16 protein-coding genes are annotated in these 21,445 nt (G+C 54.9%); 4 read left to right on the top strand and 12 right to left on the bottom strand.

What is annotated here, in order from left to right; genetic code table 11:
• Positions 1 to 42 precede the first annotated feature (42 nt).
• The 6 genes from MHI42_RS11095 to MHI42_RS11120 form a co-directional block, all read right to left on the bottom strand.
• Entirely contained in the window at positions 43 to 1,617 is a 1,575-nt protein-coding gene (locus tag MHI42_RS11095; protein ID WP_342423788.1) for a flotillin family protein, read from the bottom strand.
• On the bottom strand, positions 1,617 to 2,153 hold the full coding sequence (locus tag MHI42_RS11100) for a hypothetical protein (RefSeq protein ID WP_042135018.1): 537 nt from the start codon (positions 2,151 to 2,153) through the stop codon (positions 1,617 to 1,619). Before MHI42_RS11100 ends, MHI42_RS11095 begins: the two co-directional genes overlap by 1 nt.
• Positions 2,154 to 2,418: 265 nt before the next feature.
• Positions 2,419 to 3,582: an iron-containing alcohol dehydrogenase gene (locus tag MHI42_RS11105; RefSeq protein WP_042135017.1), complete on the bottom strand. Its 1,164-nt coding sequence runs from the start codon at positions 3,580 to 3,582 to the stop codon at positions 2,419 to 2,421.
• Positions 3,583 to 4,487: 905 nt separating this feature from the next.
• Positions 4,488 to 6,071: a UDP-glucose--hexose-1-phosphate uridylyltransferase gene (locus MHI42_RS11110; RefSeq protein ID WP_342423789.1), complete on the bottom strand. Its 1,584-nt coding sequence runs from the start codon at positions 6,069 to 6,071 to the stop codon at positions 4,488 to 4,490.
• A gap of 86 nt (positions 6,072 to 6,157) precedes the next feature.
• Entirely contained in the window at positions 6,158 to 7,144 is a 987-nt protein-coding gene (galE, locus tag MHI42_RS11115) for a UDP-glucose 4-epimerase GalE (protein WP_042135011.1), read from the bottom strand.
• A gap of 1 nt (position 7,145) precedes the next feature.
• Positions 7,146 to 8,324: a galactokinase gene (locus MHI42_RS11120; protein ID WP_342423790.1), complete on the bottom strand. Its 1,179-nt coding sequence runs from the start codon at positions 8,322 to 8,324 to the stop codon at positions 7,146 to 7,148.
• 184 nt (positions 8,325 to 8,508) lie between these two features.
• Between MHI42_RS11120 and MHI42_RS11125 the strand changes: the two genes are divergently transcribed.
• Positions 8,509 to 9,411, top strand: coding sequence for an AraC family transcriptional regulator (locus MHI42_RS11125; protein WP_342423791.1), 903 nt, complete (start codon positions 8,509 to 8,511; stop codon positions 9,409 to 9,411).
• Between the two features lie 100 nt (positions 9,412 to 9,511).
• On the opposite strand, the gene mgrA is transcribed toward MHI42_RS11125, so the two are convergent.
• From mgrA to MHI42_RS11145, 4 genes are all read right to left on the bottom strand, one after another.
• Complete coding sequence (gene mgrA, locus MHI42_RS11130; protein ID WP_342423792.1) at positions 9,512 to 10,516, bottom strand: L-glyceraldehyde 3-phosphate reductase; 1,005 nt, start codon at positions 10,514 to 10,516, stop codon at positions 9,512 to 9,514.
• 97 nt (positions 10,517 to 10,613) lie between these two features.
• Positions 10,614 to 11,354 carry an NAD-dependent protein deacylase gene (locus tag MHI42_RS11135; RefSeq protein WP_342424721.1) on the bottom strand — a complete coding sequence of 247 codons (741 nt, stop codon included), beginning with the start codon at positions 11,352 to 11,354 and terminating at the stop codon, positions 10,614 to 10,616.
• Between the two features lie 36 nt (positions 11,355 to 11,390).
• Positions 11,391 to 12,161 (bottom strand): HAD-IA family hydrolase, encoded by a 771-nt coding sequence (locus MHI42_RS11140; protein WP_342423793.1) that lies wholly within the window; start codon positions 12,159 to 12,161, stop codon positions 11,391 to 11,393.
• 49 nt (positions 12,162 to 12,210) lie between these two features.
• Positions 12,211 to 12,960, bottom strand: a complete 750-nt coding sequence (locus MHI42_RS11145; RefSeq protein ID WP_047013676.1) for an alpha/beta hydrolase — start codon at positions 12,958 to 12,960, stop codon at positions 12,211 to 12,213.
• A gap of 201 nt (positions 12,961 to 13,161) precedes the next feature.
• Between MHI42_RS11145 and MHI42_RS11150 the strand changes: the two genes are divergently transcribed.
• Both MHI42_RS11150 and ilvD read left to right on the top strand, forming a co-directional pair.
• Positions 13,162 to 14,202, top strand: coding sequence for a fucose 4-O-acetylase (locus MHI42_RS11150; protein ID WP_342423794.1), 1,041 nt, complete (start codon positions 13,162 to 13,164; stop codon positions 14,200 to 14,202).
• 384 nt (positions 14,203 to 14,586) lie between these two features.
• A complete protein-coding gene (gene ilvD / locus MHI42_RS11155; protein WP_042234058.1) occupies positions 14,587 to 16,272 on the top strand; it encodes a dihydroxy-acid dehydratase in 1,686 nt (561 codons plus the stop codon).
• 512 nt (positions 16,273 to 16,784) lie between these two features.
• Here the strand turns inward: ilvD and MHI42_RS11160 are convergent.
• Complete coding sequence (locus MHI42_RS11160; RefSeq protein ID WP_340988347.1) at positions 16,785 to 18,170, bottom strand: polysaccharide deacetylase family protein; 1,386 nt, start codon at positions 18,168 to 18,170, stop codon at positions 16,785 to 16,787.
• A 252-nt stretch (positions 18,171 to 18,422) separates the two neighbouring features.
• On the opposite strand from MHI42_RS11160, the gene MHI42_RS11165 reads away from it, so the two are divergent.
• Positions 18,423 to 19,649: an AI-2E family transporter gene (locus tag MHI42_RS11165; RefSeq protein WP_171718857.1), complete on the top strand. Its 1,227-nt coding sequence runs from the start codon at positions 18,423 to 18,425 to the stop codon at positions 19,647 to 19,649.
• Here MHI42_RS11165 and MHI42_RS11170 read toward each other — a convergent pair.
• Positions 19,610 to 21,415: a penicillin-binding transpeptidase domain-containing protein gene (locus MHI42_RS11170; protein ID WP_342423795.1), complete on the bottom strand. Its 1,806-nt coding sequence runs from the start codon at positions 21,413 to 21,415 to the stop codon at positions 19,610 to 19,612. The genes MHI42_RS11165 and MHI42_RS11170 overlap by 40 nt on opposite strands.
• Positions 21,416 to 21,445: the final 30 nt, after the last annotated feature.

Here is a 21,445-nt window from a genome sequence, read left to right on the forward strand (position 1 = left end):
ACAGGCGGTTAAACCTGCCGGCCATACCTCGGTGATACGCTATTATTCCTCTGGTTGTTCAACCGGGGCGGCCGGTGGTATTACGGCCGGTTTCGGTTTGCTTGGGAGGGCAGTGACTGGTACTGCGGCATGCTCGGCAGCTGCCGCCAGCTCCGGCTTGCCCTTAGTCTTGGTCAGCCCTTTGATCAGCGCTTCGACATCAATGCCGGACACGCTTTTCAGCATCTCGGGGGCTGTCGCCATCAGCTGGGTCACATAATTGCTGACCCGGGCCGCACCTTCCCCGTTGCCGGTATCCACCACAGTCAGCTTATCGATAGAAGCCAGCGGCTCGGCGATCTTTCCGGCCAGCTCCGGCAGCATTTTGACGATAATATCGAGTACCGCCGCTTCGCCGAACTTCTGGAAGGCTTCCGCCAGCTTCTCTTTGGCTTCCGCTTCGGCCAGACCGCGCAGGCGGATAACTTCCGCTTCCGCTTTACCCTTGGCCAGCTCGGCATCGGCAACCGCTTGCCCTTCCAGACGTTTCTGCTCGGAGGTTGCTTTAGCCTGAGTCTCAATACTGTACTGCAGCGCATCGGCTTCGCGCATCCGCTTGGCCTTGTCGGCTTCCGCCGCCTGCTCCACCGCATAACGGTCCGCTTCCGCCTTCTTCTTCACTTCCGCATCATACTGCTTCTCGCGAACCTGGATTTCCTTGGTCTGCAGATCAATTTCGCGTTCCTTGCGGACCAGCTCGACCTTCATCTGCTCTTCAACCACCGTCTGCTTGGCCCGCGCCTCCTGAATATGGTACGCCTGGTCCGCTTCCGCTTTGGCGGTATCCTGATCGCGTTTGAACGCCGCTACCTTCAGCTGGTTCTCCTTCGAGGCTTCAGCGATGTTGGTATCACGCAGCAGTTCTGCCTTCTGCCCCTGCTCTTCAGCATTGGCCTTCTGAATCCGCGCGTCCCGCACAGCCTCGGCTTCCGCAATCTCCGCATCCCGCTTCACTGCGGCAATCCGCGGTTTACCCAGCGCTTCCAGATAGCCGTGCTTGTCACGCACATCCTTAATGGTGAACGAGACGATCTGCAGCCCCATTTTCTTCAAATCACGGGCCGCAACGCCTTGAACCTCCTGGGCGAAACGGTCCCGGTTGCGGTAGACCTCTTCAACGGTCATCGAGCCAAGAATCGCCCGCAGATGGCCTTCGAGCACTTCCTGGGCTTCGCTCTTCAGCGCTTCAATCGGCTTGCCCATGAACTGCTCGGCTGCCGTCGCCACATCCTCGGTGGAACTGCCCACCTTGATGATCGCCACTCCATCGGCAATGACCGGAACGCCCTGCTCCGTGTAGACCTCCGGGGTCGTCACGTCTAGCTTGTGGGAGAGCAGTGACATGAACTCGGCCTTCTGGAAGACCGGCAGGATGAATGCACCGCCGCCGCGGACGATTTTGATTTTGCGGCCGGAGCCGTCATCTGAGATATGATTGCTGCCCAGGAAGGAACCGGTGACGATCATACCTTCATCAGGTCCTACCGTTTTGTAACGGGCCCAGAATGCAATCCCTAGTACAAATAATACAGCCACAACGACTGCGGGAATAAACAAAAAATCAGGAATACCGAACATTAAGAATCCACTCCTCTTCTGTCTTCGAATTCTGACACAAGGGCTACGCCCTCCCGGACCTCTACCACCACAACTTTAATGCCGGCCGGCAGCGGATGCTGTTCGAAGCTGGCTGCGGTATGCAGACTGTTGCCTGCACCGAATTTCACCATAATCTCACCATAGCCTGATGCAGGAACCGGAACCATAACCTCACCGATTCTTCCCGGCAGATCGTTCATGGAGAACCCGTTCGACATTTCGCTGTTCCTCATTGGCTTCACTACAACAAGATGCAGCACCACTCCCATAAAAGCCGCAATCAGCAGGGACAAGGCAAGAATTGCGCCATCTTCCAGTCCGCTGTAGCGGCTAAGCAGCACCCCCGCTCCGCCGAACACCGTTACTCCGCCTGCCAAGATGGCAGGATTGACGAAATCAAAAGATACGAAGTCAAAAACCCCGTGCAGAGCGCCTCCGATCAGGTCGCCTACAAGTACACTGACTACGGCAAAAATAATGCCCAGCGCCAAACAGCCCAAATACAGCGTTTGCATATTGTTCTCCTCCCGTCTTTACTTCCGGACTGTCATACTAGTTTAAACGCAGAAACCATGTCCTTGGTTTCACAAAGTTGGGTATTAATCTCATTATTGTATCTCTGGAGAGAGAACATTAAGGGATTTCCATGTTAAAAAGCCGCTCCCGGTGAACGGGAGCGGCTGATCTTTGGGAGCAGCATATAGGGTTAACCATTGCCGGTATGTCTATCCAGCTGCCTTGCAAGGCCGGCTTACAAAGTCAACTGCTTGTAAATGCAGCTTACAGAGCCAGCTTGTAAATCTCTACAACATCCTCACGCTGCAGCTTACGGAAGTTGCCGAACGGGCCGAAACGGACAGCCTTGTCAGCCATATTGCCGATTTCGCTGTCATCGATGTCATAATCGCCAAGCGTCTTGGGAGCTCCAATGGAATCCCAGAAGCTGCGAAGCGCCTCGATGCCTTCCAGACCGACTTCCTCATCGCTTCTGCCCGCCGGATCAATCCCGAATACGTTCACCGCCAATTGGCGGAAACGGGCAGGATTCGTGCTGAGGTTGTATTTCATCCATTGCGGGAACAGAATCGCCAATCCTCCGCCATGCGGAATATCGTAAACGGCGGATACGGCATGCTCAATATTGTGCGTAGCCCAGTCTCCGGCAAAGCCCATGCTGACCATCCCGTTCAGTGCCATGGTGCCGCAGTACATGATGGTCTCACGCAGTTCATAGTTGTTCAGATCTTCGATCAGCTTCGGTGCAGTCTCGATTACTGTACGAAGCAGGGTTTCACAGAAGCCGTCTTGTACTAGCGTATTGCCGTCTGTGTGGAAATAATGCTCCAGTGTATGGGACATGATGTCCACCATACCGTAGACCGTCTGGTCACGCGGCAGGGAGAAGGTGTTCTCAGGATCAAGAATCGAGAATGCCGGATAGGCATGCACGCTGCCCCAGCCCATTTTCTCCTTGGTCACTTCATTCGTAATTACCGAGCCGTTGTTCATTTCCGAACCGGTAGCCGCCATAGTCAGTACAGTGCCCAGCGGAAGAGCTCCCTGAGGCGCCGCTTTGCGCTCCACGAAGTCCCACATATCCCCATCGTACTTCGCACCGACAGCTACAGCCTTGGCACAATCCAGCACACTGCCGCCGCCGACGGCGAGGATCAGTTCGATCCCGTTCTCGCGGCATAAATCCACGCCTTTATGTACGGTGGACAGGCGCGGGTTAGGCTCCACTCCGGCCAATTCCGTAACTACAGCTCCGATGGCATTCAGCTCAGCAATTACATTGTCGTACAGGCCGCTGCGCTTGATGCTGCCTCCGCCGTACATCAGCAGTACATTCTTGCCGTATTTCGGCACTTCGGTGCGGAGTGCCTGCAATGTCCCTTGTCCAAAAATCAGCTTGGTAGGGTTATAGAACTCAAACTTACGCATATGGGTAAACCTCCATGAGTATATGAATGTGACGCACTTGTATATTATAGACCTCCGGCTTGCCGCATTCAAATGACTGCAGAGGAGCGGCAAAAGGTCGGTATCGTGTTTAAAAGACACGGCGTTCCCTTAACGCCTGCCTAGCACAAATTCAAAGGGATTTATCCCTTTAATTTCCCCATGCCGCCCACTTTCGGCGGAATCAGAGGGATTTATCCCTTTAATTCCCTCATGCCGCCCGCTTTCGGCGAATTCAGAGGGATTTATCCCTTTAATTTCCGTTTGCCGCCCGCTTTCGGCGGGATTAAAGGGATTTTTCCCTTTAATTTCCCCAGTGCCTCCCACTTTCGGCGGGATCAGAGGGATTTATCCCTTTAATTTCTCCATGCGGCCCGCTTTCGGCGGATTCAGGGGCACTTCTGCCCTTCATTTCCGCTTGTCGCCCGCTTTCGGCGGAATCAGGGGCACTTCTACCCCTCATTTTCGCTTGCTGCCCGCTTTCGGCGGATTCAGGGGCACTTCTGCCCCTCATTTTCGCTTGTCGCCCGCTTTCGGCGGGTTCAGGGGCACTTCTGCCCCTCTTTTCCGCTTGTCGCCCGCTTTCAGCGAAATCAGGGGCACTTCTGCCCCTCTTTTCCTCTTGCCGCCCAATTTCGGCGGATTCAGGGGCACTTCTGCCCCTCATTTCCTCTTGCCGCCCGCTTTCGGCGAAATCAGGGGCACTTCTGCCCCTCATTTTCGCTTGCTGCCCACTTTCGGCGGATTCAGGGGCACTTCTGCCCCTCATTTCCTCCCGTTGCCCACTTCCGGCGGACACATCATTGCATTGTATAGTTTCCCGCGCAACAAAAAATGCCCCCGCCGACACTCCGGCAGGGACATCTCATTTACAAGACACAGGGGTCTTAGTTAAACCCGCTGCTGTTCACGAACCGGCGGAATGCCGCCTGGCCTTCCGGTGTGCGTTTGTAGACTCCCGCATGCTCCAAAATATGCGTGAACTTGGTGCCTACCTCGTTCTGCACCGTCTTCACCGCTTCCTCGCGGCTCAGGGAGGTGCCGAAACGGCCGGCCAGCTCCGCGATCCAGGAGGCATGCAGCGCAAGCGGATGATCAGCACCTTGGCTCTGGACCGCTTCAAGCAGTGCGGTGTCTCCGGCCAGAACGCCAGCGACAGCATCGAGCTCTTCCTTGAGGCGCCCCGGCAGAATCGCCAGGCCCATAACCTCGATCAGGCCGATGTTCTCCTTCTTGATGTGGTGCATTTCCCGGTGCGGGTGGAAAATCCCTTCGGGATATTCTTCGCTGGTCCGGTTGTTACGCAGCACCAGATCCATCTCATAGCCGCCGTCTTCTGCCCGGCGGACAATAGGTGTAACTGTGTTATGCGGCACGCTCTCCCCGGCCTCTTCACTGAAGGCCAGGACATCAGCTGACGGATCGCTGTAAGTCTTCCAGGCCTCATAGATACTGTTGCCGGCTTCCAGCAGCACGGCAGGATCTGCCCCGTGCATCCGCAGCACAGACATCGGCCATTTCACAATGCTTAGGCTAACGCCTGGATATGCAGCATGGGTGAAGCTATCCTCTTTGGGTGCCTTCTGGATGGGGAAGGTGTGGCGTCCGCCCTGGAAGTGATCATGGGTCAGAATGGAGCCGCCGACAATCGGCAGATCGGCATTCGAGCCGATGAAATAATGCGGGAAGGATTCAACAAAGCTAAGCAGACGCTTCAGCGTATCCTTCGTCAGCTTCATCGGCACATGATCATGGTGGAACACGATACAATGCTCGTTATAATACACATACGGCGAGTACTGGAAGAACCACTTCTCATTATTCATTGCAAGCGGAATCACGCGCAGGTTCTGGCGCGGTGGATGATTGACCCGTCCGGCATAGCCGACATTCTCGCGGCAGAGCTGGCATTTCGGATAGACCGGCGGCGGGAGCAGCCGGGCCATGGCGATTTCCTTCGGACTTTTCTCCGGTTTGGAGAGATTGATCGTCATCTCGATATCCCCGTAAGGCGATTCCTGAAGCCAATATACGTTCTTGGCCACCCGGTCCATACGGATATAGTTGGAATCAATACTCAGCTTATAAAAGCGGTCAGTAGCCGCCTGAATTCCCTGCTCCGCCTGAATCGCTGCAAATTCTGCATTCACCTCGGACGGCCGGGCCATCAGAAGGCCCATAATCTTGGCGTCCAGCAGATCGCGGTAAGTGTCCGTATTCTCCGGAATCAGCCCGGTCTCAAATCCGTAGTCGATCAATTGATCCAGCGGGGCCTGCGGACTCTCAAGCGGACCTTCAGTGAATTCACCGGCATACGGCTCACTGAAGCCGAACTGGTCCAGCAGTTCATTGCGGCTGTAATCAACGTCAGCCGGCTGAATCAGCTCCTTGTGCTGCGCGAACAGGACCAGCTGTTCAATCGCATACAATGCCTTCTCAGAGGCTGCAGCCGTAATATTATCGTTCTGCATTTCAATTCTCCTTATTTGCTGCAACCTAAATTGCTTATTCTTCAAGCCAGGCTTCCGTACTATTCACAACAAGTACATTGGCAGGCTTAGCCGCCGTACCCTTCCGGATTCGCGGAATGCCAGTTCCAGGCGCTTTGGATGATGCCTTCCAGATCGGCATGCTGCGGGTCCCAGCCCAGGATCGTCCGGGCTTTGGCCGAAGAAGCGACCAGTACCGCCGGATCACCGGCGCGGCGCTCCTGGATTACAACCGGAATGTCCAGGCCGGTGACCTTCTTCGCAGTTTCAATCACCTGCTTGACGGAGAAGCCCAGGCCATTGCCCAGGTTGAAAATATTGCTTGCACTGCCGCTGCGCAGGTAGGTTACCGCACGGACATGCGCATCCGCCAGATCGCTGACATGGATATAGTCGCGTACGCAGGTTCCGTCTTCTGTCGGGTAGTCTTCGCCGAAGACCGCGATGTTCTCCCGCTGCTTAAGTGCAGCCTGGAGCACCAGCGGAATCAGGTGGCTCTCCGGACGGTGGTCTTCGCCGATTTTGCCGCTGGCATGTGCACCTGCAGCATTGAAGTAGCGCAGCGCTACGTATTTGATGCCGAGTACCTTGTCGAACCAGGCCATCATGCGTTCCATGGTCAGCTTGGTCTCCCCGTACACATTCGCAGGTTCAGTGCGGTCCGTTTCTTCAATCGGCACCTTTTCCGGTTCGCCGTAGGTCGCGGCTGTGGAGGAGAAGACGATTTTATCCACTCCGGCATGCTGCATCGCTTCGAGAAGACATTGTGTACCATACACGTTGTTGTCGTAATATTTTACCGGATCCTTCATGCTCTCGCCCACCAGGGAACTCGCTGCGAAATGGATTACCGCTTCAATCTTGTTCTCGGAGAAAAGCTTGGCCAGCAGTGCCTTGTCGCGCAGGTCTCCCTCATACAGCTTGCCGCCCAGCAGCGCCTCGCGGTGCCCTGTCAGCAGATTGTCGATAACTACAACCTCTTCGCCCCGGTCCAGCAGCTCCGCCACTGTGTGGGAACCGATATATCCTGCTCCGCCCGTTACCAGAATCGCCATCTTACTTCACTCCTTTCAGTTCTTCAACGCCGTTGCCGATCGTGCATACATAGAACTCGCCCGTCAGACCGGATCTCTTCTTGTAAGCTTCGCCGACTTCGGCAATGAAACGTTCCACATCATCCTCATGTACCAGAGATACTGTACATCCGCCGAATCCGGCACCTGTCATACGCGAGCCGAGTGTTCCCGGAATACGCTGTGCTTCTTCAACCATGATGTCCAGCTCTTCGCAGCTGACTTCATACAGGTCACGCAGGGAGACATGGGAGTCGTTCATATAGAGTCCGAATTGCTTCAGGTCATTGTTCTTGAGCACTTCAACCGAATCGAGCACACGCTGGTTCTCTTCCACCACATGGCGGGCGCGGCGTCTGACGGTTTCGTCGGTGATTTTATGCTGATGAAGCTCGAATTGTTCAGGTTTAAGCTCGGCCAGGTAGGACAGGGTTGGCACCTCTTGCTTCAAAATAGCCAAAGCCTCCTCGCATTGGCTGCGGCGCTCATTGTACTTGGAGTCCACAAGGCCGCGCTTCTTGTTCGTATTGCCGATAACCAGCTTGTAGCTGCCTGTCACAAAAGGAACCAGGCTGTATTCCAGGGTGTCGCACATCAGCAGGATGGCCTGATCGCGTTTGCCGTTGGCGACAGCGAACTGGTCCATGATGCCGGAGTTTACGCCGACATACTGGTTCTCCGCACGCTGGGACAGCAGGGCGATCTCTACAGTATCCGTGTCTCCGCCAAGCAGCGTCAGGAAGGCATAACCTGTTACTACCTCGATGGAAGCGGAAGAGGACAAGCCCGAGCCGTTCGGAATCTCTCCGTGGAACAAGAGGTCATACCCTCCGGATACCGGAAGATCCTTCTTGGCCAACTCGACCATAACACCCACCGGATAGTCAACCCACTCGCCGGTTTTGGCTTTGCCGATTTCGCTGTAGTTAATAGAGGCTTCATAAGGGAAATTCGTTGATGCAAATTGAACCTTGCCGTCTGTACGCGGACGCACGATAAGGGTAGTTCCGAAGTCCAGTGCTGCCGGGAACACGTACCCGCCGTTGTAGTCCAGATGCTCTCCGATGAGATTCACACGGCCCGGTGCGTAGAATACCCGCGCCTCTTCGCTGCTCTCCCCGTATTTCTCGATAAATTTACTGTTAAGTTCCTGTACACTCATTATTGCCACTCCATCCTTTCGCTGCTTGTGCTTGGGCTTGCAACTTGCTTCCTTCATGCTTACATTATAATAAAATCAGACTTGCCCTGATAATGCAATCATGTGTGCAATACATGGACAAATGTGACTTCCAGCCGCCGGGAGGATATACTGGAGATAAAGATTCATTTCTGCGCTTCCCCTCATGCTAAGCTATGATAGCGTTATATTCAAGAAAGGCGGATGGCCGTTGGAACATACCTATTCCGTAGGATCAAATCCCGTGTATTTCGATCAGCAGCCTCTGCATGTGCTGTTCGCCGGGGAGAGCCAGACGCTTCCGCTGCATCAGGCCGGCCCCAAGATCTACGATTATTATCTGCTTCACTACATCGAGTCCGGCTCCGGTGTCTTCCGGACCGAGCAGCGCAAATATGAACTGGGAACGGGAGACTGCTTCCTGATCCATCCGGCCCAGCTGGTGAGCTACATCTCGGATCAGCAGCAGCCCTGGCGGTACCGCTGGGCTGCCTTCACCGGAACGGAGGCGGAGCAGCTCGCCTTGCAGGCCGGCTTCTCCCCGGAGAAGCCGGTCCTGACCTCGGCTGAAGGCAGTGTGATCCCGGGCGCACTCGCCGGGATGATGTCCGCCTTCTATGCGGGCAAAGAGAGTGCGCACTTGACCTCGCTCGGCTATCTTTACCTGATCGTCGGCGAAGCATCCGGTCTGCTCATCTCCTCCTTAAGGTCGCCCGGGGCGGAGTCGCAGGTCAAACGCACAGTGAAGCAAATGATCAACTATATGACATCCCAATATGCCCATCCGGTCTCCATTGAACAGATGTGCGGCAGCCTGGGCTATAACCGCGCTTATCTGTCGCGCATCTTCAAGCAGGAGACCGGCCTCTCGCCGGTGACCTATCTGCTGAAGCTGCGCATTGAGAAGTCCCGCCAGCTGCTGCGCGAACGCCCTGAGCTGTCGGTAGAGCAGGTCGCAGCCTCTGTCGGCCTGACCGATGCCCTGTACTTCTCCCGGCAGTTCAAACGCTTTTGTGCCCAGTCCCCCAGCACTTACCGGCAGGCAACTGCCAATCCCGGGGAGAAATAGGCTCAGGAGAACATCCGGCGTTCTATCAGAACTCCGCTTAAGCCAACAGCCCGTTTCCTGTTCCGGAAGCGGGCTGTTTCTTGTCAATTCTATAGATTACTCAGGCTTCATCCTCTGTTCCAAGGATCGTCTCGATCCGTTCCAGCTCTTCCTGCGAGAAATCGCCATACGCCAGAGCGGCAATATTCTCCTCGATCTGGCTTACCCGGCTGGCGCCGATCAGCGCCGAGGTTACCTTGCCGCCGCGCAGCGTCCAGAGGAGCGCGAACTGGGCCAGGCTCTGGCCGCGCGCTACCGCCATCTGGTTGAGCGCGTGAATCTTGCGCAGCACCTCCGGCGTAATCCGGCTCTCGTTCAGGAAGGCGGATGGCCCGGCGGCCCGGGAATCTCCGGGAATGCCGTTCAGGTATTTACTGGTCAGCAGACCCTGAGCCAGCGGGGTAAAGGCGATACTGCCGACGCCATGCTCCTCCAGCACATCCTGCAGCCCGCCTTCGATCCAGCGGTCGAGCATGGAATACCGCGGCTGATGAATCAGAAGCGGTGTTCCGAGCTCCTTCAGGATGCCAATTGCCTGCTCCGTCTGCTCAGCCGTGTAGTTGGACAAGCCGATGTAGAGCGCTTTGCCTGAACGCACGGCATGATCCAGTGCTCCCATCGTTTCTTCCATTGGTGTTTCCGGGTCCGGACGGTGGGAATAGAAAATATCCACATAGTCCAGTCCCAGCCGTTTCAGGCTCTGGTCCAGGCTGGACAGTATATATTTGCGTGAACCCCAGTCGCCGTAAGGGCCGGGCCACATATAATATCCCGCCTTGGTGGAGATTACCAGCTCGTCACGGTACGGAGCGAGATCACGGGCAAGAACTTTGCCGAACAGTTCCTCTGCCGAGCCTGCCGGAGGGCCATAATTGTTAGCCAGATCGAAATGGGTAATTCCGAGATCGAAAGAGCGGGTGATCATCTCGCGGCCATTCTCATAAGTGTCGATGCCGCCGAAATTATGCCACAGGCCCAGTGAAATTGCCGGAAGCTTGAGGCCCGACCTGCCAGTGCGGTTGTAACGCATGACTTCATACCGTTCATCGTTAGCCACATATACCATTGCTTATCCCTGCCTCTCGTTTCCTCAGTTGATTCATTACCCTAATTTAAACTCCCGACAGACTTTATAATCTTCTCAAGGGGAAAAGCATGAATCCTCACCCGAGCAGCCCCTGTATCCTGCCCATCACATCGCCGATCCGGTCGGTAATAATCAGATCTGCCTGGTGGTCATACGGGGTCGGATCGCCGTTAAGCAGTACCGTTTGCATTCCGCGGAAATAGGTGATCAGACTCGCCGCCGGTTGGACGGTAAGTGAAGTTCCGCCAATAATCAGCAGATCCGCTGCCGCAATCGCCGCCACTGCGTCGACCAGTACATCGTGATCAAGCGCTTCCTCATAGAGCACCACATCCGGCTTAATGATGCCGCCGCACTCCGGGCACAGCGGTACAGCAGCCGTCTGCTCCAGAATCTGCTCCAGACCGTAATAGGTATTGCAATCCATGCAGTGATTGCGGTGAATCGAGCCGTGCAGCTCCAGCACCCGGCGGCTTCCCGCCAGCTGGTGCAGACCGTCGATATTCTGTGTAATGACTGCCTTCAGCTTGCCTTTGGCTTCAAGTTCAGCCAGCAGCCGGTGGGCTCCGTTCGGCTTCGCCTCCGGATGAATCATCTTGCTGCGGTAGAAATCAAAAAAAATGTCCGGCGAGGACATGAAAAAGCTGCGGCTCAGCATCACTTCAGGCGGATAAGGAGAGTTGTGCTGAGTCTGGTATAGACCGGCCGCCGAACGGAAATCCGGTATGCCGCTCTCCGTTGAGGTTCCGGCGCCGCCGAAAAAAACAATATTCCCGCTGTCTTTGATCCAGGAAGCCAGTAGCTGCAATTGATCCATAGAGTCCACACGTTTCCTCTCTGTACTGAAATGAAATCAGAATGTTAACCGGAGCTGCGGATAGCCGGAAACAACAATATCCGCATCCAGCAGGTGGGCTGCGGCCCCGTCTGGAGACAGACCCACAGCAAGCCGCAGTCCGGCTCCCTTGCCAAGCTGCATATCCGCATTACTGTCACCGATAATGACCGTCTCCCCGGGCAGCAGGCCCAGCTCCCGGCAGGCCGTCTCGGCCATCTCCGGTGCAGGCTTGCCGTGCTTCACTCTGTCTCTGGTGACGACGGAATCAAAATAACCGGATATTCCAAGCCACTCCAGCTGCTCGCGGGTAGTGGCCATATTGTCTGAGGTCACTACACCGAGTTTCAGCGAAGCGGCCGCACACTGCTCCAGGAAATCCGGCAGCCCCGGCATTGCCACCGCCGCCCTCCGCCGGCGCAGCTCGTTCATAGCTTCCTTGGAGATCGCATTCACCCGCGTTACCGCTTCATTCCAGGGAACGCCGGCAGCATACAGCTGCCAGGCCAGAATCCCGGTCGTTTCTTCGGCGGTCGCCATGGAGAGAGGCCCGGCGGGATCATAGCCGGTCACCTTGCCGTTGGCATCATGAACCGTACCCAGCATAGAAGCAAGATCCGGCCCGGCTCGCGGCAGGCCGCTGATTAATGCCAGCTGGCTGCCCAGCCCCTCCAGAATCAGATCAGCCCAGCTTCCCCAGGTGGCAAGCAGATCCAGCAGCGTTCCATCCTTGTCGAACAAGATGCCTCTGCACGGAACGGATATCTCATTAATATGCAATTCAGGCATTCAGACTGACACTCCTCTCCCAGGCGGAGTTACTTCCGTCATTCGGTGCTCACTTGCTCTGACGCAGATTCCCTATCCAATCCAGCAAGGCCCGCGCAGTGCGTGTCTGCTGCTCTTCCTCTGTGATCGTGGCTATGCCGTCACCCTTCTGGGGGCCGTAGCTCCCGAACTGGGCATGATTGCCGCCGTTGACCGGCGTGTATACAGTGTTGCCCGGAAGATAAGCCCGGCCTTCGTTATAGCTCTCCTGATCAACCACCTTGTCCTCCGTACCCAGCACCGACAATACGGACAGCGTAGTATCCTTCAGACTGCCCTTCTCATCCGGGTAGGAAGCCAGAAAAAAAACGCCTTCCAGCTGGTCGGCATGATCTGCGGCGAAGCGCGAGGCCATTACCCCGCCAAGCGAGTGTCCGCCAAGCACAAAGGACTGCTTCGGATGCACGCGGATAATCTCTTCGGCAGCATTCCCCTTGATCACGGCCAGATTGAGCGGCATTCTCGCGATATAGAACGGGTGGCCGGCTGCTGCGATTTTCCTGGCAAGTGGAGCATAAGCTTCCGCCTCGACTAGTGCGCCGGGATAAAAGATCACGGCGGTGCCGAGTGCAACCGATGGTTCAAACGAGATCCAGTTGTCATTCTGCTCTACTGTAACTCCCCCGGCAGAGACAAGTGCAGATTCGGCTCTTTCAGCAGGCTGATACGGAGTCAGGTACTTCCATATAAACACCCCTGCCACCAGCAGAATCAATACAATTCCTATAAGCACATTGCGTTTGGTACTGCTTTTTCTCAATAGAATTCACTCCCGGATACTGCATACAGAAAATTATAGTGTAATCAATGAAATCAAACAACCTTCAACACTTCGCCACATCTGGCGGCCATGAGAGCGCTTACCATTGTGATGTATTTCACAATTTATTTACCGTAAATCATGTATTTTAAAATTAAAGTATTAAGCATCGCGCAAACCGCATTTATTGGAGGTAACGTCATGACCCGGGAAAGCTCGCTCGACACGCGTGGAGAAACGTTTTTTCTTAATTTGCGCTTCATGCTTATTGTAACTGTCTTTGTGGCCAATGCGATCGAACCCCTGATTCTTGAAATGAGCGGACTCCACACCCTGTACCAATGGATCTTCAGCTTTCATATGCCGCTGTTTGTGCTTGTTACCGGTTACTTTGCCCGTAAAAGCTTAAATGGCGCGGCCGGCCGTAAGGTGCTGCTGCAGATCGGACTGCAATATATTATTTTTCAGAGCCTCTACTCCGCACTCGACATTTCCTTATTCCATGTAAATAACATACAGCATTCCTTCTTCGCTCCTTACCTGCTGCTGTGGTTCCTGGCCAGCCACGCCTTCTGGCGTCTGCTCATGCTGGGGATGAGCCGCTGGAGCAAGAGCGCCCAGTTTGCGTTCGCCATCGCCGCAGGTGTGGCTGTAGGTTATCTGCAGCTGGATGGAATCTGGTTCAGCATCAGCCGCACCTTTGTCTATCTGCCCTTTTTCGTCATCGGATATCATTTCTCATTCGGAGCTTTCGTTAAGCTGTATCGGCAATATGTCAAAACCGCTGCCGCTGCCGCTTCCCTCCTGCTGCTTATAGTGATGGGCGTAGCGGGACGCGATCTCCCGATGGGCTGGCTGTTCGGCAGTATGACCTATATGCAGCTCGGTGCCCATGAATGGTATGCGGGGGTGTTCCGGCTCGCTGTGTATGGTCTGCAATTTGCCGCTTCCCTGGCGTTTCTGGGCCTGGTCCCTTACGGGTTAAGCCGCATGACAGACTTGGGACGCCGCACCCTCTACGTCTTCCTGCTTCACGGATTCATTGTCCGGGCGGCTGCCGTTTCCGGCCTGTATGCCTATATCGGAAATGCTGCCGGAGCCGCTCTTCTGATTGCAGGCGCAGTATCCTGCACGGTGCTGCTGGCCCAGCCCGCTGTCAGACGTATGCTGAACCCGTTGGTTGAGCCGTCTGTAGACTGGATGATCTCGCTCCAGCGCGCCGCCATCCGGCGCTCACTTTAGTAATTATTCACAGAAACCTCTTCCCTTATTAATATGTAGAAGCCTGTCCCGCCGCGGATAGGCTTTTTGTGTATGAATTCCTGTGGAGGACAGTGTAGCCGTTTCCATTGGCCTGCCGGGAGATGACCGCGACAAACTTCACATTGCCCGGTAGAAAAATGAGTTTTTTTGTGATAGACTCTCTATTAACGTTCGTATCCAATCCGCTTGTTTTATAGAAACGGCTCCGCCCTACTTCTGTTTACTGCAGGAAGCTGGACCTTGTACCTTCTATAAACCGCAGACACGCAGCTTTTGGGATTGCAATGCGTTAATGCGGCACTATATTTGTTCTCACCGTTCCAAGAGGTTAGGCTCACAATACTTTTAGGGGGAAATTTCATCATGGCAAACAAGAAAATGCGTTCAGACATGATCAAAAAGGGCTTTGACCGTGCTCCGCACCGCAGCCTTCTGCGTGCTGCAGGCGTTAAGGAAGAGGATTTCGGCAAGCCGTTTATCGCAGTCTGCAATTCCTATCTCGACATTGTACCGGGTCATGTGCATCTGCAGGAATTCGGCAAAATCGTTAAGGAAGCTATCCGTGAAGCCGGCGGGGTTCCGTTCGAATTCAATACCATCGGCGTAGATGACGGTATTGCCATGGGACATATCGGAATGCGCTATTCGCTCCCAAGCCGCGAGATTATTGCCGATTCTGTAGAAACGATGGTTTCCGCTCACTGGTTCGATGGAATGGTGTGCATTCCCAACTGTGATAAAATCACCCCGGGCATGATGATGGGCGCACTGCGCGTCAACATCCCGACGATCTTCGTCAGCGGCGGACCGATGAAGGCCGGCGTGGACAGCAAAGGCAAGAAGCTATCCCTGACATCCGTGTTCGAAGGCGTTGGCGCCCATCAGGTCGGCAAGATCAATGACGCTGAACTGCTTGAACTGGAACAATTCGGCTGTCCAACCTGCGGATCATGTTCGGGTATGTTCACAGCCAATTCCATGAACTGTCTGGCTGAAGCTATGGGCCTTGCTCTCCCGGGCAACGGCACCATTCTGGCTGTTGCCGAAGAACGCAGAGATTTCGTCCGCAAATCAGCTACCCAGCTAATGGAGCTGATCAAGCTGGATCTGAAGCCGCGTGATATCGTAACCCATGAATCATTGGACAATGCCTTTGCGCTGGATATGGCTATGGGCGGCTCCACCAATACTGTGCTGCATACCCTGGCACTGGCGCAGGAAGCTGAAATTGACTATCCGCTGGAGCGCATCAATGAAGTAGCCAACCGCGTGCCTTACCTGGCCAAGCTGGCTCCGGCATCCGACATCTTCATCGAGGATGTGGACCGGGCGGGCGGCGTCAGCGCTGTGCTGAACGAGCTGCTGAAGAAGCCGGGCGCCATCTTCGGCGACTGCATGACCGTAACCGGCAAGACTCTGGCCGAGAATGTCACGGGTCATGAGATTCAGGATACGTCAGTTATTCATACAATAGACAACCCTTATTCCCCGGTAGGCGGATTGGCTGTACTCTACGGCAACCTGGCTCCGGAAGGCTCCATCATCAAGGTTGGTGCCGTAGATGCTTCCGTTGGCGGCTACCACAAAGGACCTGCCATCTGCTTCGACTCCCAGGAGCAGGCGCTGGAAGGGATCGCGAACGGCAAGGTCAAAGAAGGCCATGTCGTTGTTATCCGGTATGAAGGTCCGAAGGGCGGACCGGGTATGCCGGAAATGCTGGCACCGACTTCGCAGATCGTCGGTATGGGTCTTGGCGCCAAGGTCGGCCTGATCACCGACGGCCGGTTCTCCGGAGCGTCTCGCGGCATCAGTATCGGCCACATCTCGCCGGAAGCGGCTGAGGGCGGACCGATTGCTTTTGTCGAGGATGGTGACATCATCGAGCTGGACCTGAAGGGCCGTAAGATTGAGCTGCTGGTTGAAGAAGAAGTGCTGGCTGTCCGCCGCAGCGGCTGGAAAGGCTTCGAACCGAAGGTGAAGACCGGTTACCTGGCCCGTTACTCCAAGCTGGTTACCAATGCAAGCAAAGGCGGCGTGCTGAAGATCTAATCGGCCGCAGCCTGAGATAGAAAGAACGAACTGAAAGGGCAGTCTCCTCCGTTAATGCGGCGGGACTGCTCTTTTTTGACATGTAAGGGTCCTTTAATACACGTGGCGCACTTAGCAGGAATCACCCAAAGGGTCCCTATCGCTGTTCGCTAGGGAAATCTTGTACACTCTGCAACTTTGATTCATCGATAACGGGTTGTTATGGAAGATTGTTGTATGAAATACAATAATTTTCCCGCTAAGCCGCACGGAGGAGGTGAAATCCTGCATTTCATACAACATTTTCCGGTTATCTCCGATTCACCTCGGGAAATGTTGTATTTCGTGCAGGATTTTGACTTAGGATGGAGGTCTCGGGATCTCCGTCCGACACAGGCAGCGAACATATCGGCAATAGCTCCAGATATATAAAAAACCCCGCCAGCCCATTCAGGCCAGCGGAGCATAAGAAGCAGCTTCAGTTGCGATATTGATAAATATCAAAATTTATAAGTGCTGTTTGCCTGCTGCATTCAATGAACAACCGTTGCTCCGGGCAGTTCAAGTTCAGCTTCAAGGGAATGCTCCTCTTCCCGCACCCGCTCCCGCTGCTTCACCGGCTTCTGCGGCCGCTGCTGGTTCATCTGGTCGAGCAGCTGCGACACGGGCATCAGCATCATTTTGGGTACCAGCAGCTCACTGCGGACTTTAAGTCTCGCTCCACCTGACGGGTGAATGACGCTGAGCAGAATACTGAGATAGAATTTGGTGGAACTTGCGAACAGGCCGCTTGGCAGATCCAGAACCATGAATCCGAACTTCTCCGGCCCGCGGTTCAGCATGCTCACACCGTAGAGTGCCTTGGCTTCCGCCAGATCCACATCACCGGCAATCCGCTCCGCAAGCACCGGGAGATCCTTCTCCATGCGGCGGATCATGCGGATGGCAAGCTGTGCCGAGGAACGCGAATGCACCCCCAGCTCGAACAGCTGCCTGTTGTCGATATGCAGCTCGATCACCTTGTCGCCTTTGCTTAAGGTCTCGCCGTTATCCATCTGCACGGGATTCCCCTGATACTTACGCAGCCGGTAATGCAGGAACGGATCTGCCGGAGAGATCGTCTTAATCTGGAACAACAGCTGGAATACCTGTTCCCAGGCCAGCCATAAGCCGACAACCAGCCGTTTGCCGAAAGACAGCCTTGTGATAGGTGATTCCTGCACCGCCTTGATCATCTTGTCAATCCGGATACTTCGCAGCCCCCGCCTATCCGCTTCTTGAAGCATCCGCTCCAGGGCAATAAGCATATGCTCCGGTGCATGCGGATCGGCACCGAGTGTAGTACCGCAGTCATGAAGCAGCATGACCTCACCCGGACCCAGCTTGGAGATCAGCTTGTCGGTCAGCCGTTCCGCCCCCAGCTTCTCCTTCCAGTCGCCGAACATGGCCGACCAGAGTACAATCTGCACCTGCCGCCGCTTCGAGAAGTCAAACAGGTTCACAATTCCCCACGGCGGACGGTAATAGGTGCTGCGCTCGCCGGTTATTTTGAAGATAATATCATCGGTCCGCTGAATTTGCTTCCTCACCGTTGCCGGACGCATCAGCCAGTTCGTCTTGTGCACATAATTGTGAATCCCGATGAGATGCCCTTCGTCATGCATACGCTTAATAATCTCCGGATGCGCTTCAGCATGAGCACCTACCACGAAGAAAGTCGCCTTAGCTCCATAGCGCTTAAGCAAATCCAGCAATAACGGTGTATAATGCGGGTCAGGTCCGTCATCAAAGGTCAGGCCATAATCCGTGCGCCCGATTCCCTTGCGAAAGACACGATAACCAAATATACGGCTGATCATTCCAGGAATGAAAGCATAAAAGGTAGAAATGTAAAATAGCCAGAGCAGCAAAGTCTGCATGTAAATTCCCCGCTTTTCCAGAGTTGACTTTGGCTCGTCTTACGTGTGATACGGCCAAGTAGAGTAAGTAGAAGCGTCTGCTGTCCTGCAAGAGGACAATACCGTTGTGGCGACAAGTAGTACATTCAAAAAAAACGTTACCCCCTATTTTAACACAGCTGCCAAAGAAATAGACGCTTTTTTATTAAAATCGTGTACAATGAATTGAAGTGATTATTGTAAATTTATCTAGAAAAGGAGTCGTTTATCTCTATGCTGCCGCTGTACAAAAAATATTGGCGCACTTTTTTCGACATCGGATTGGTTATTCTGACGCTATATCTCGTGATGCTGGGATTCAGTAAGCTGTATCAGCTGGCCGCTCCTGTGTTCCTGTCCTTTTTTGTGTTCCTGCTGATTGAGCCGCTGGCCCGGTTCCTGAACCGCAAGGGAATGGCTAAGCCTTTCGCCTCCGCTATCTCCGTGGTACTCTTCTTAGTGATCCTGCTTGGCGCATTATTTGCTGCCGGACTGCTGATTACGACTCAGGTCATTCAATTCCAGGACAATCTGCCCAGATATACATACATAGTCCAGCAGCATTTTACTGAGGCTACCACCTATCTCCAGCAAAAAATTGATGCGCTCCCGCCCGATCTCACAGACAAACTGAACGGTTATTTCACCGATGCGACTAATGTCCTCTCGACGTGGATGGTCACCTTCTTTAAATATATGATCGGTGTGCTTGGCTCCTTCTCTTCCTTTATGGCTAATTTCGGCATTGCGATTATTCTGGCCTTTTTCCTCAGTATGGAGATTAAGGACTGGCGCCGGATCGCCCATGACAAGCTGCCCAAGACCTTTAAGACGGCTTACGCTTTCCTGCAGGGGAATGTGTTCAAGGCTATCGGTTCTTATCTTAAAGCCCAGCTGATTCTGATCAGCATCACCTTCGTGATCGTTCTCGCCGGACTGCTGATTCTGCAGACTGGAAATGTTCTTACTCTGGCTCTGATCTGCGCCTTGTTCGACCTGCTGCCACTACTTGGAGTACCGGCGATTCTGATCCCCTGGATTATTTATTTGTTCATTGTCGGAAATACCTCACTTGCCATTGGTCTGATCATTCTGCTGGCAGTGGTGATGGTTATACGGCAGCTGCTGGAGCCCAAAATCACCGGAAATTCGATCGGCGTCTCCTCGGCGTTCCTGATGTTATCCTTCGTAATTCTGTCTTCCTCTGTATTTGGCATCGCCGGCCTTATTCTGTCACCGATCCTGCTGATCCTGCTCAAGGAGCTGATTCAGCAGGGGTATCTGCAGCGCTGGATCTATCTGCCGCAGGAGGAATTCATCGTGTCTCCGTTTGCCGCTTCTGAACCCTCCACAGCCGGCGGCCCCGTATCGGGTAATACCGCAGGTACAGCTTCGGCAGGTACAGCAGGCACAGTCGGTACTCAGGCCCCCGTTGACCCGGACAGCAGCTCAAATACTTGACCGAATAATTTGGCAGCTGCCTGCGGACTGCTTGGAGCCACGTTCTCGACAGCAACGGATACAGCATATCTCGGATGGTCTACCGGGCCATAGCCGATGAACCATTGATTATTGCGGGCCACGCCTTTGACCAGAGTCTGCGCTGTGCCTGATTTGCCGGCGACCGGCCATTCAAGGCCCTGCAGCGTCCGGCCTGTTCCTTCTGTCACCACTTTACGCATCATGGACAGCAGCACGCGGGCGGTTGCCCCGGATATTCTGCCCTGCGGCGCAGGGGCCAGATGCCCCGGAAGCTCCTTCAGCGTCTGGCCGTTGGCAAACGCAACCCGCTGCAGTATACGCGGCGCTCTAACCTCCCCGCCATGCAGCAGCGTGACTACGAGATTCGCCGCCTGCAGCGGCGTAATCCGCACATCGCGCTGGCCGATTGCAGTCTGCACCCTGGCCCCGCCGTCATCCGGCAGCAGCGTGGTGAAGATCGTCCCCGCCTGCTCACCGGAGAGCGGCCGGAGCAGCGGCAGGCCCAGCGTATTCTCCGCCTGCCAGCCGATGTCCCGGCCAAGGCCCAGTGCCAGAGCAGCAGCATTAAGCTGTGCTCCATTAAGCCGCTCGGCAAGCGTGGCGAACACGGTATTACAGGACACGGCGAACCCTTGCGCCATCGTAAGGGCGCCGTGTCCTTTGCCGTTCAGGCAGGTTAATCCGTATTTCCCGTATTCCCCCTTACAATAGAACGGTTCCTCCGGTGAAGTTAATCCGGCCTCCAGGGCAGCAGCAGCAGTGACGATCTTGAAAATGGACCCGGGTACCGCTGCCTGCAGCGCCCGGTTGTTCCATTCGCCCCCTTGCGGCGAGATCTGCTCCGGGTTATAGAACGGCAAGGAGACCATCGCCGCAATATCGCCGTTCTGGCTATCCAGGACTACAACGGCTCCCTCCTTCACGCCCGCTTCTGCGGCCAGCTGCTCAATACTCTCCTGTAGTTTCTTATCAATCGTGGTATATAAAGACAGCGGGTAATAAGGATTCCCCGGTGCTTTGACTACAATCGGACTGCCTGGAACACGGTTGCCCCTGGCATCCACCTGGGCAACCGCCTCCGTGTGCCCCACTCCCTGCAGCAGCGGCTCCAGTGTTTTCTCCAGCCCGTCCGTACCTGTACGCGGAATCCGCAGACCTGTCGGTGATTGCCGGAGGGCTTCACCCGAAGCTTCAGACAAATAACCAAGCCATTGCCGCCCTGAAGCGGCTCCATCATATCTGCGGGCAAAGGGCAACGCCTTAACCCCCTCAATTCCCAGCTCTTCCACTTCGCGGGCCTCTGACAAGGATAATGCCAGCGGAGTGTCCCCCTTGCCGGAGGGCCAGAGCAGCGGCTCCTTAAGTCCTGTGCGTCTGGCTTGCAGCTGGCTGTAGCTGACTCCAAGAATTTCTGCCAGGCGGTGCAAATGGTTATCCCCGGCAGGCTCCCCGGTAACCGTATGCAGCGGAAGTGACTCTTCCTGCGGAAACAGCGCCGCTGTCCATACAGTCTCTCCGGCCAGCGGTTCTCCGTTCTTGTCATAGAGCCGGCCCCGCCCGCTGTCCAATACTGTCTCCCGCTCGCTCTGAATTTCAGCCATCTGTGCCATCGTGTACCCGCTGCTGCTTACCTGCTGATTCTTCAGCAGCAGCTGGACCCAGGCCAGTCTGATGATCAAGCCTGCCACGAGCACAGACAGGATCAGCAGACTCCAAAATATACGTTTGTGAACCAGCTTCTGCAAATGTTATTCCTCCATCAAGTGGGCTGCGGA

This window comes from Paenibacillus sp. FSL E2-0178, from assembly GCF_038593005.1.
GTDB lineage: Bacteria > Bacillota > Bacilli > Paenibacillales > Paenibacillaceae > Paenibacillus_AQ > Paenibacillus_AQ phytohabitans.

What these genes read in the sequence shown, in the direction of transcription:
- MHI42_RS11095 (WP_342423788.1), bottom strand. Translation starts at nt 1,617, where the DNA reads ATGTTCGGTATTCCTGATTTTTTGTTTATTCCCGCAGTCGTTGTGGCT.
- MHI42_RS11100 (WP_042135018.1), bottom strand. Translation starts at nt 2,153, where the DNA reads ATGCAAACGCTGTATTTGGGCTGTTTGGCGCTGGGCATTATTTTTGCC.
- MHI42_RS11105 (WP_042135017.1), bottom strand. Translation starts at nt 3,582, where the DNA reads ATGCGTAAGTTTGAGTTCTATAACCCTACCAAGCTGATTTTTGGACAA.
- MHI42_RS11110 (WP_342423789.1), bottom strand. Translation starts at nt 6,071, where the DNA reads ATGCAGAACGATAATATTACGGCTGCAGCCTCTGAGAAGGCATTGTAT.
- galE (WP_042135011.1), bottom strand. Translation starts at nt 7,144, where the DNA reads ATGGCGATTCTGGTAACGGGCGGAGCAGGATATATCGGTTCCCACACA.
- MHI42_RS11120 (WP_342423790.1), bottom strand. Translation starts at nt 8,324, where the DNA reads ATGAGTGTACAGGAACTTAACAGTAAATTTATCGAGAAATACGGGGAG.
- MHI42_RS11125 (WP_342423791.1), top strand. Translation starts at nt 8,509, where the DNA reads ATGCTAAGCTATGATAGCGTTATATTCAAGAAAGGCGGATGGCCGTTG.
- mgrA (WP_342423792.1), bottom strand. Translation starts at nt 10,516, where the DNA reads ATGGTATATGTGGCTAACGATGAACGGTATGAAGTCATGCGTTACAAC.
- MHI42_RS11135 (WP_342424721.1), bottom strand. Translation starts at nt 11,354, where the DNA reads ATGGATCAATTGCAGCTACTGGCTTCCTGGATCAAAGACAGCGGGAAT.
- MHI42_RS11140 (WP_342423793.1), bottom strand. Translation starts at nt 12,161, where the DNA reads ATGCCTGAATTGCATATTAATGAGATATCCGTTCCGTGCAGAGGCATC.
- MHI42_RS11150 (WP_342423794.1), top strand. Translation starts at nt 13,162, where the DNA reads ATGACCCGGGAAAGCTCGCTCGACACGCGTGGAGAAACGTTTTTTCTT.
- ilvD (WP_042234058.1), top strand. Translation starts at nt 14,587, where the DNA reads ATGGCAAACAAGAAAATGCGTTCAGACATGATCAAAAAGGGCTTTGAC.
- MHI42_RS11160 (WP_340988347.1), bottom strand. Translation starts at nt 18,170, where the DNA reads ATGCAGACTTTGCTGCTCTGGCTATTTTACATTTCTACCTTTTATGCT.
- MHI42_RS11165 (WP_171718857.1), top strand. Translation starts at nt 18,423, where the DNA reads ATGCTGCCGCTGTACAAAAAATATTGGCGCACTTTTTTCGACATCGGA.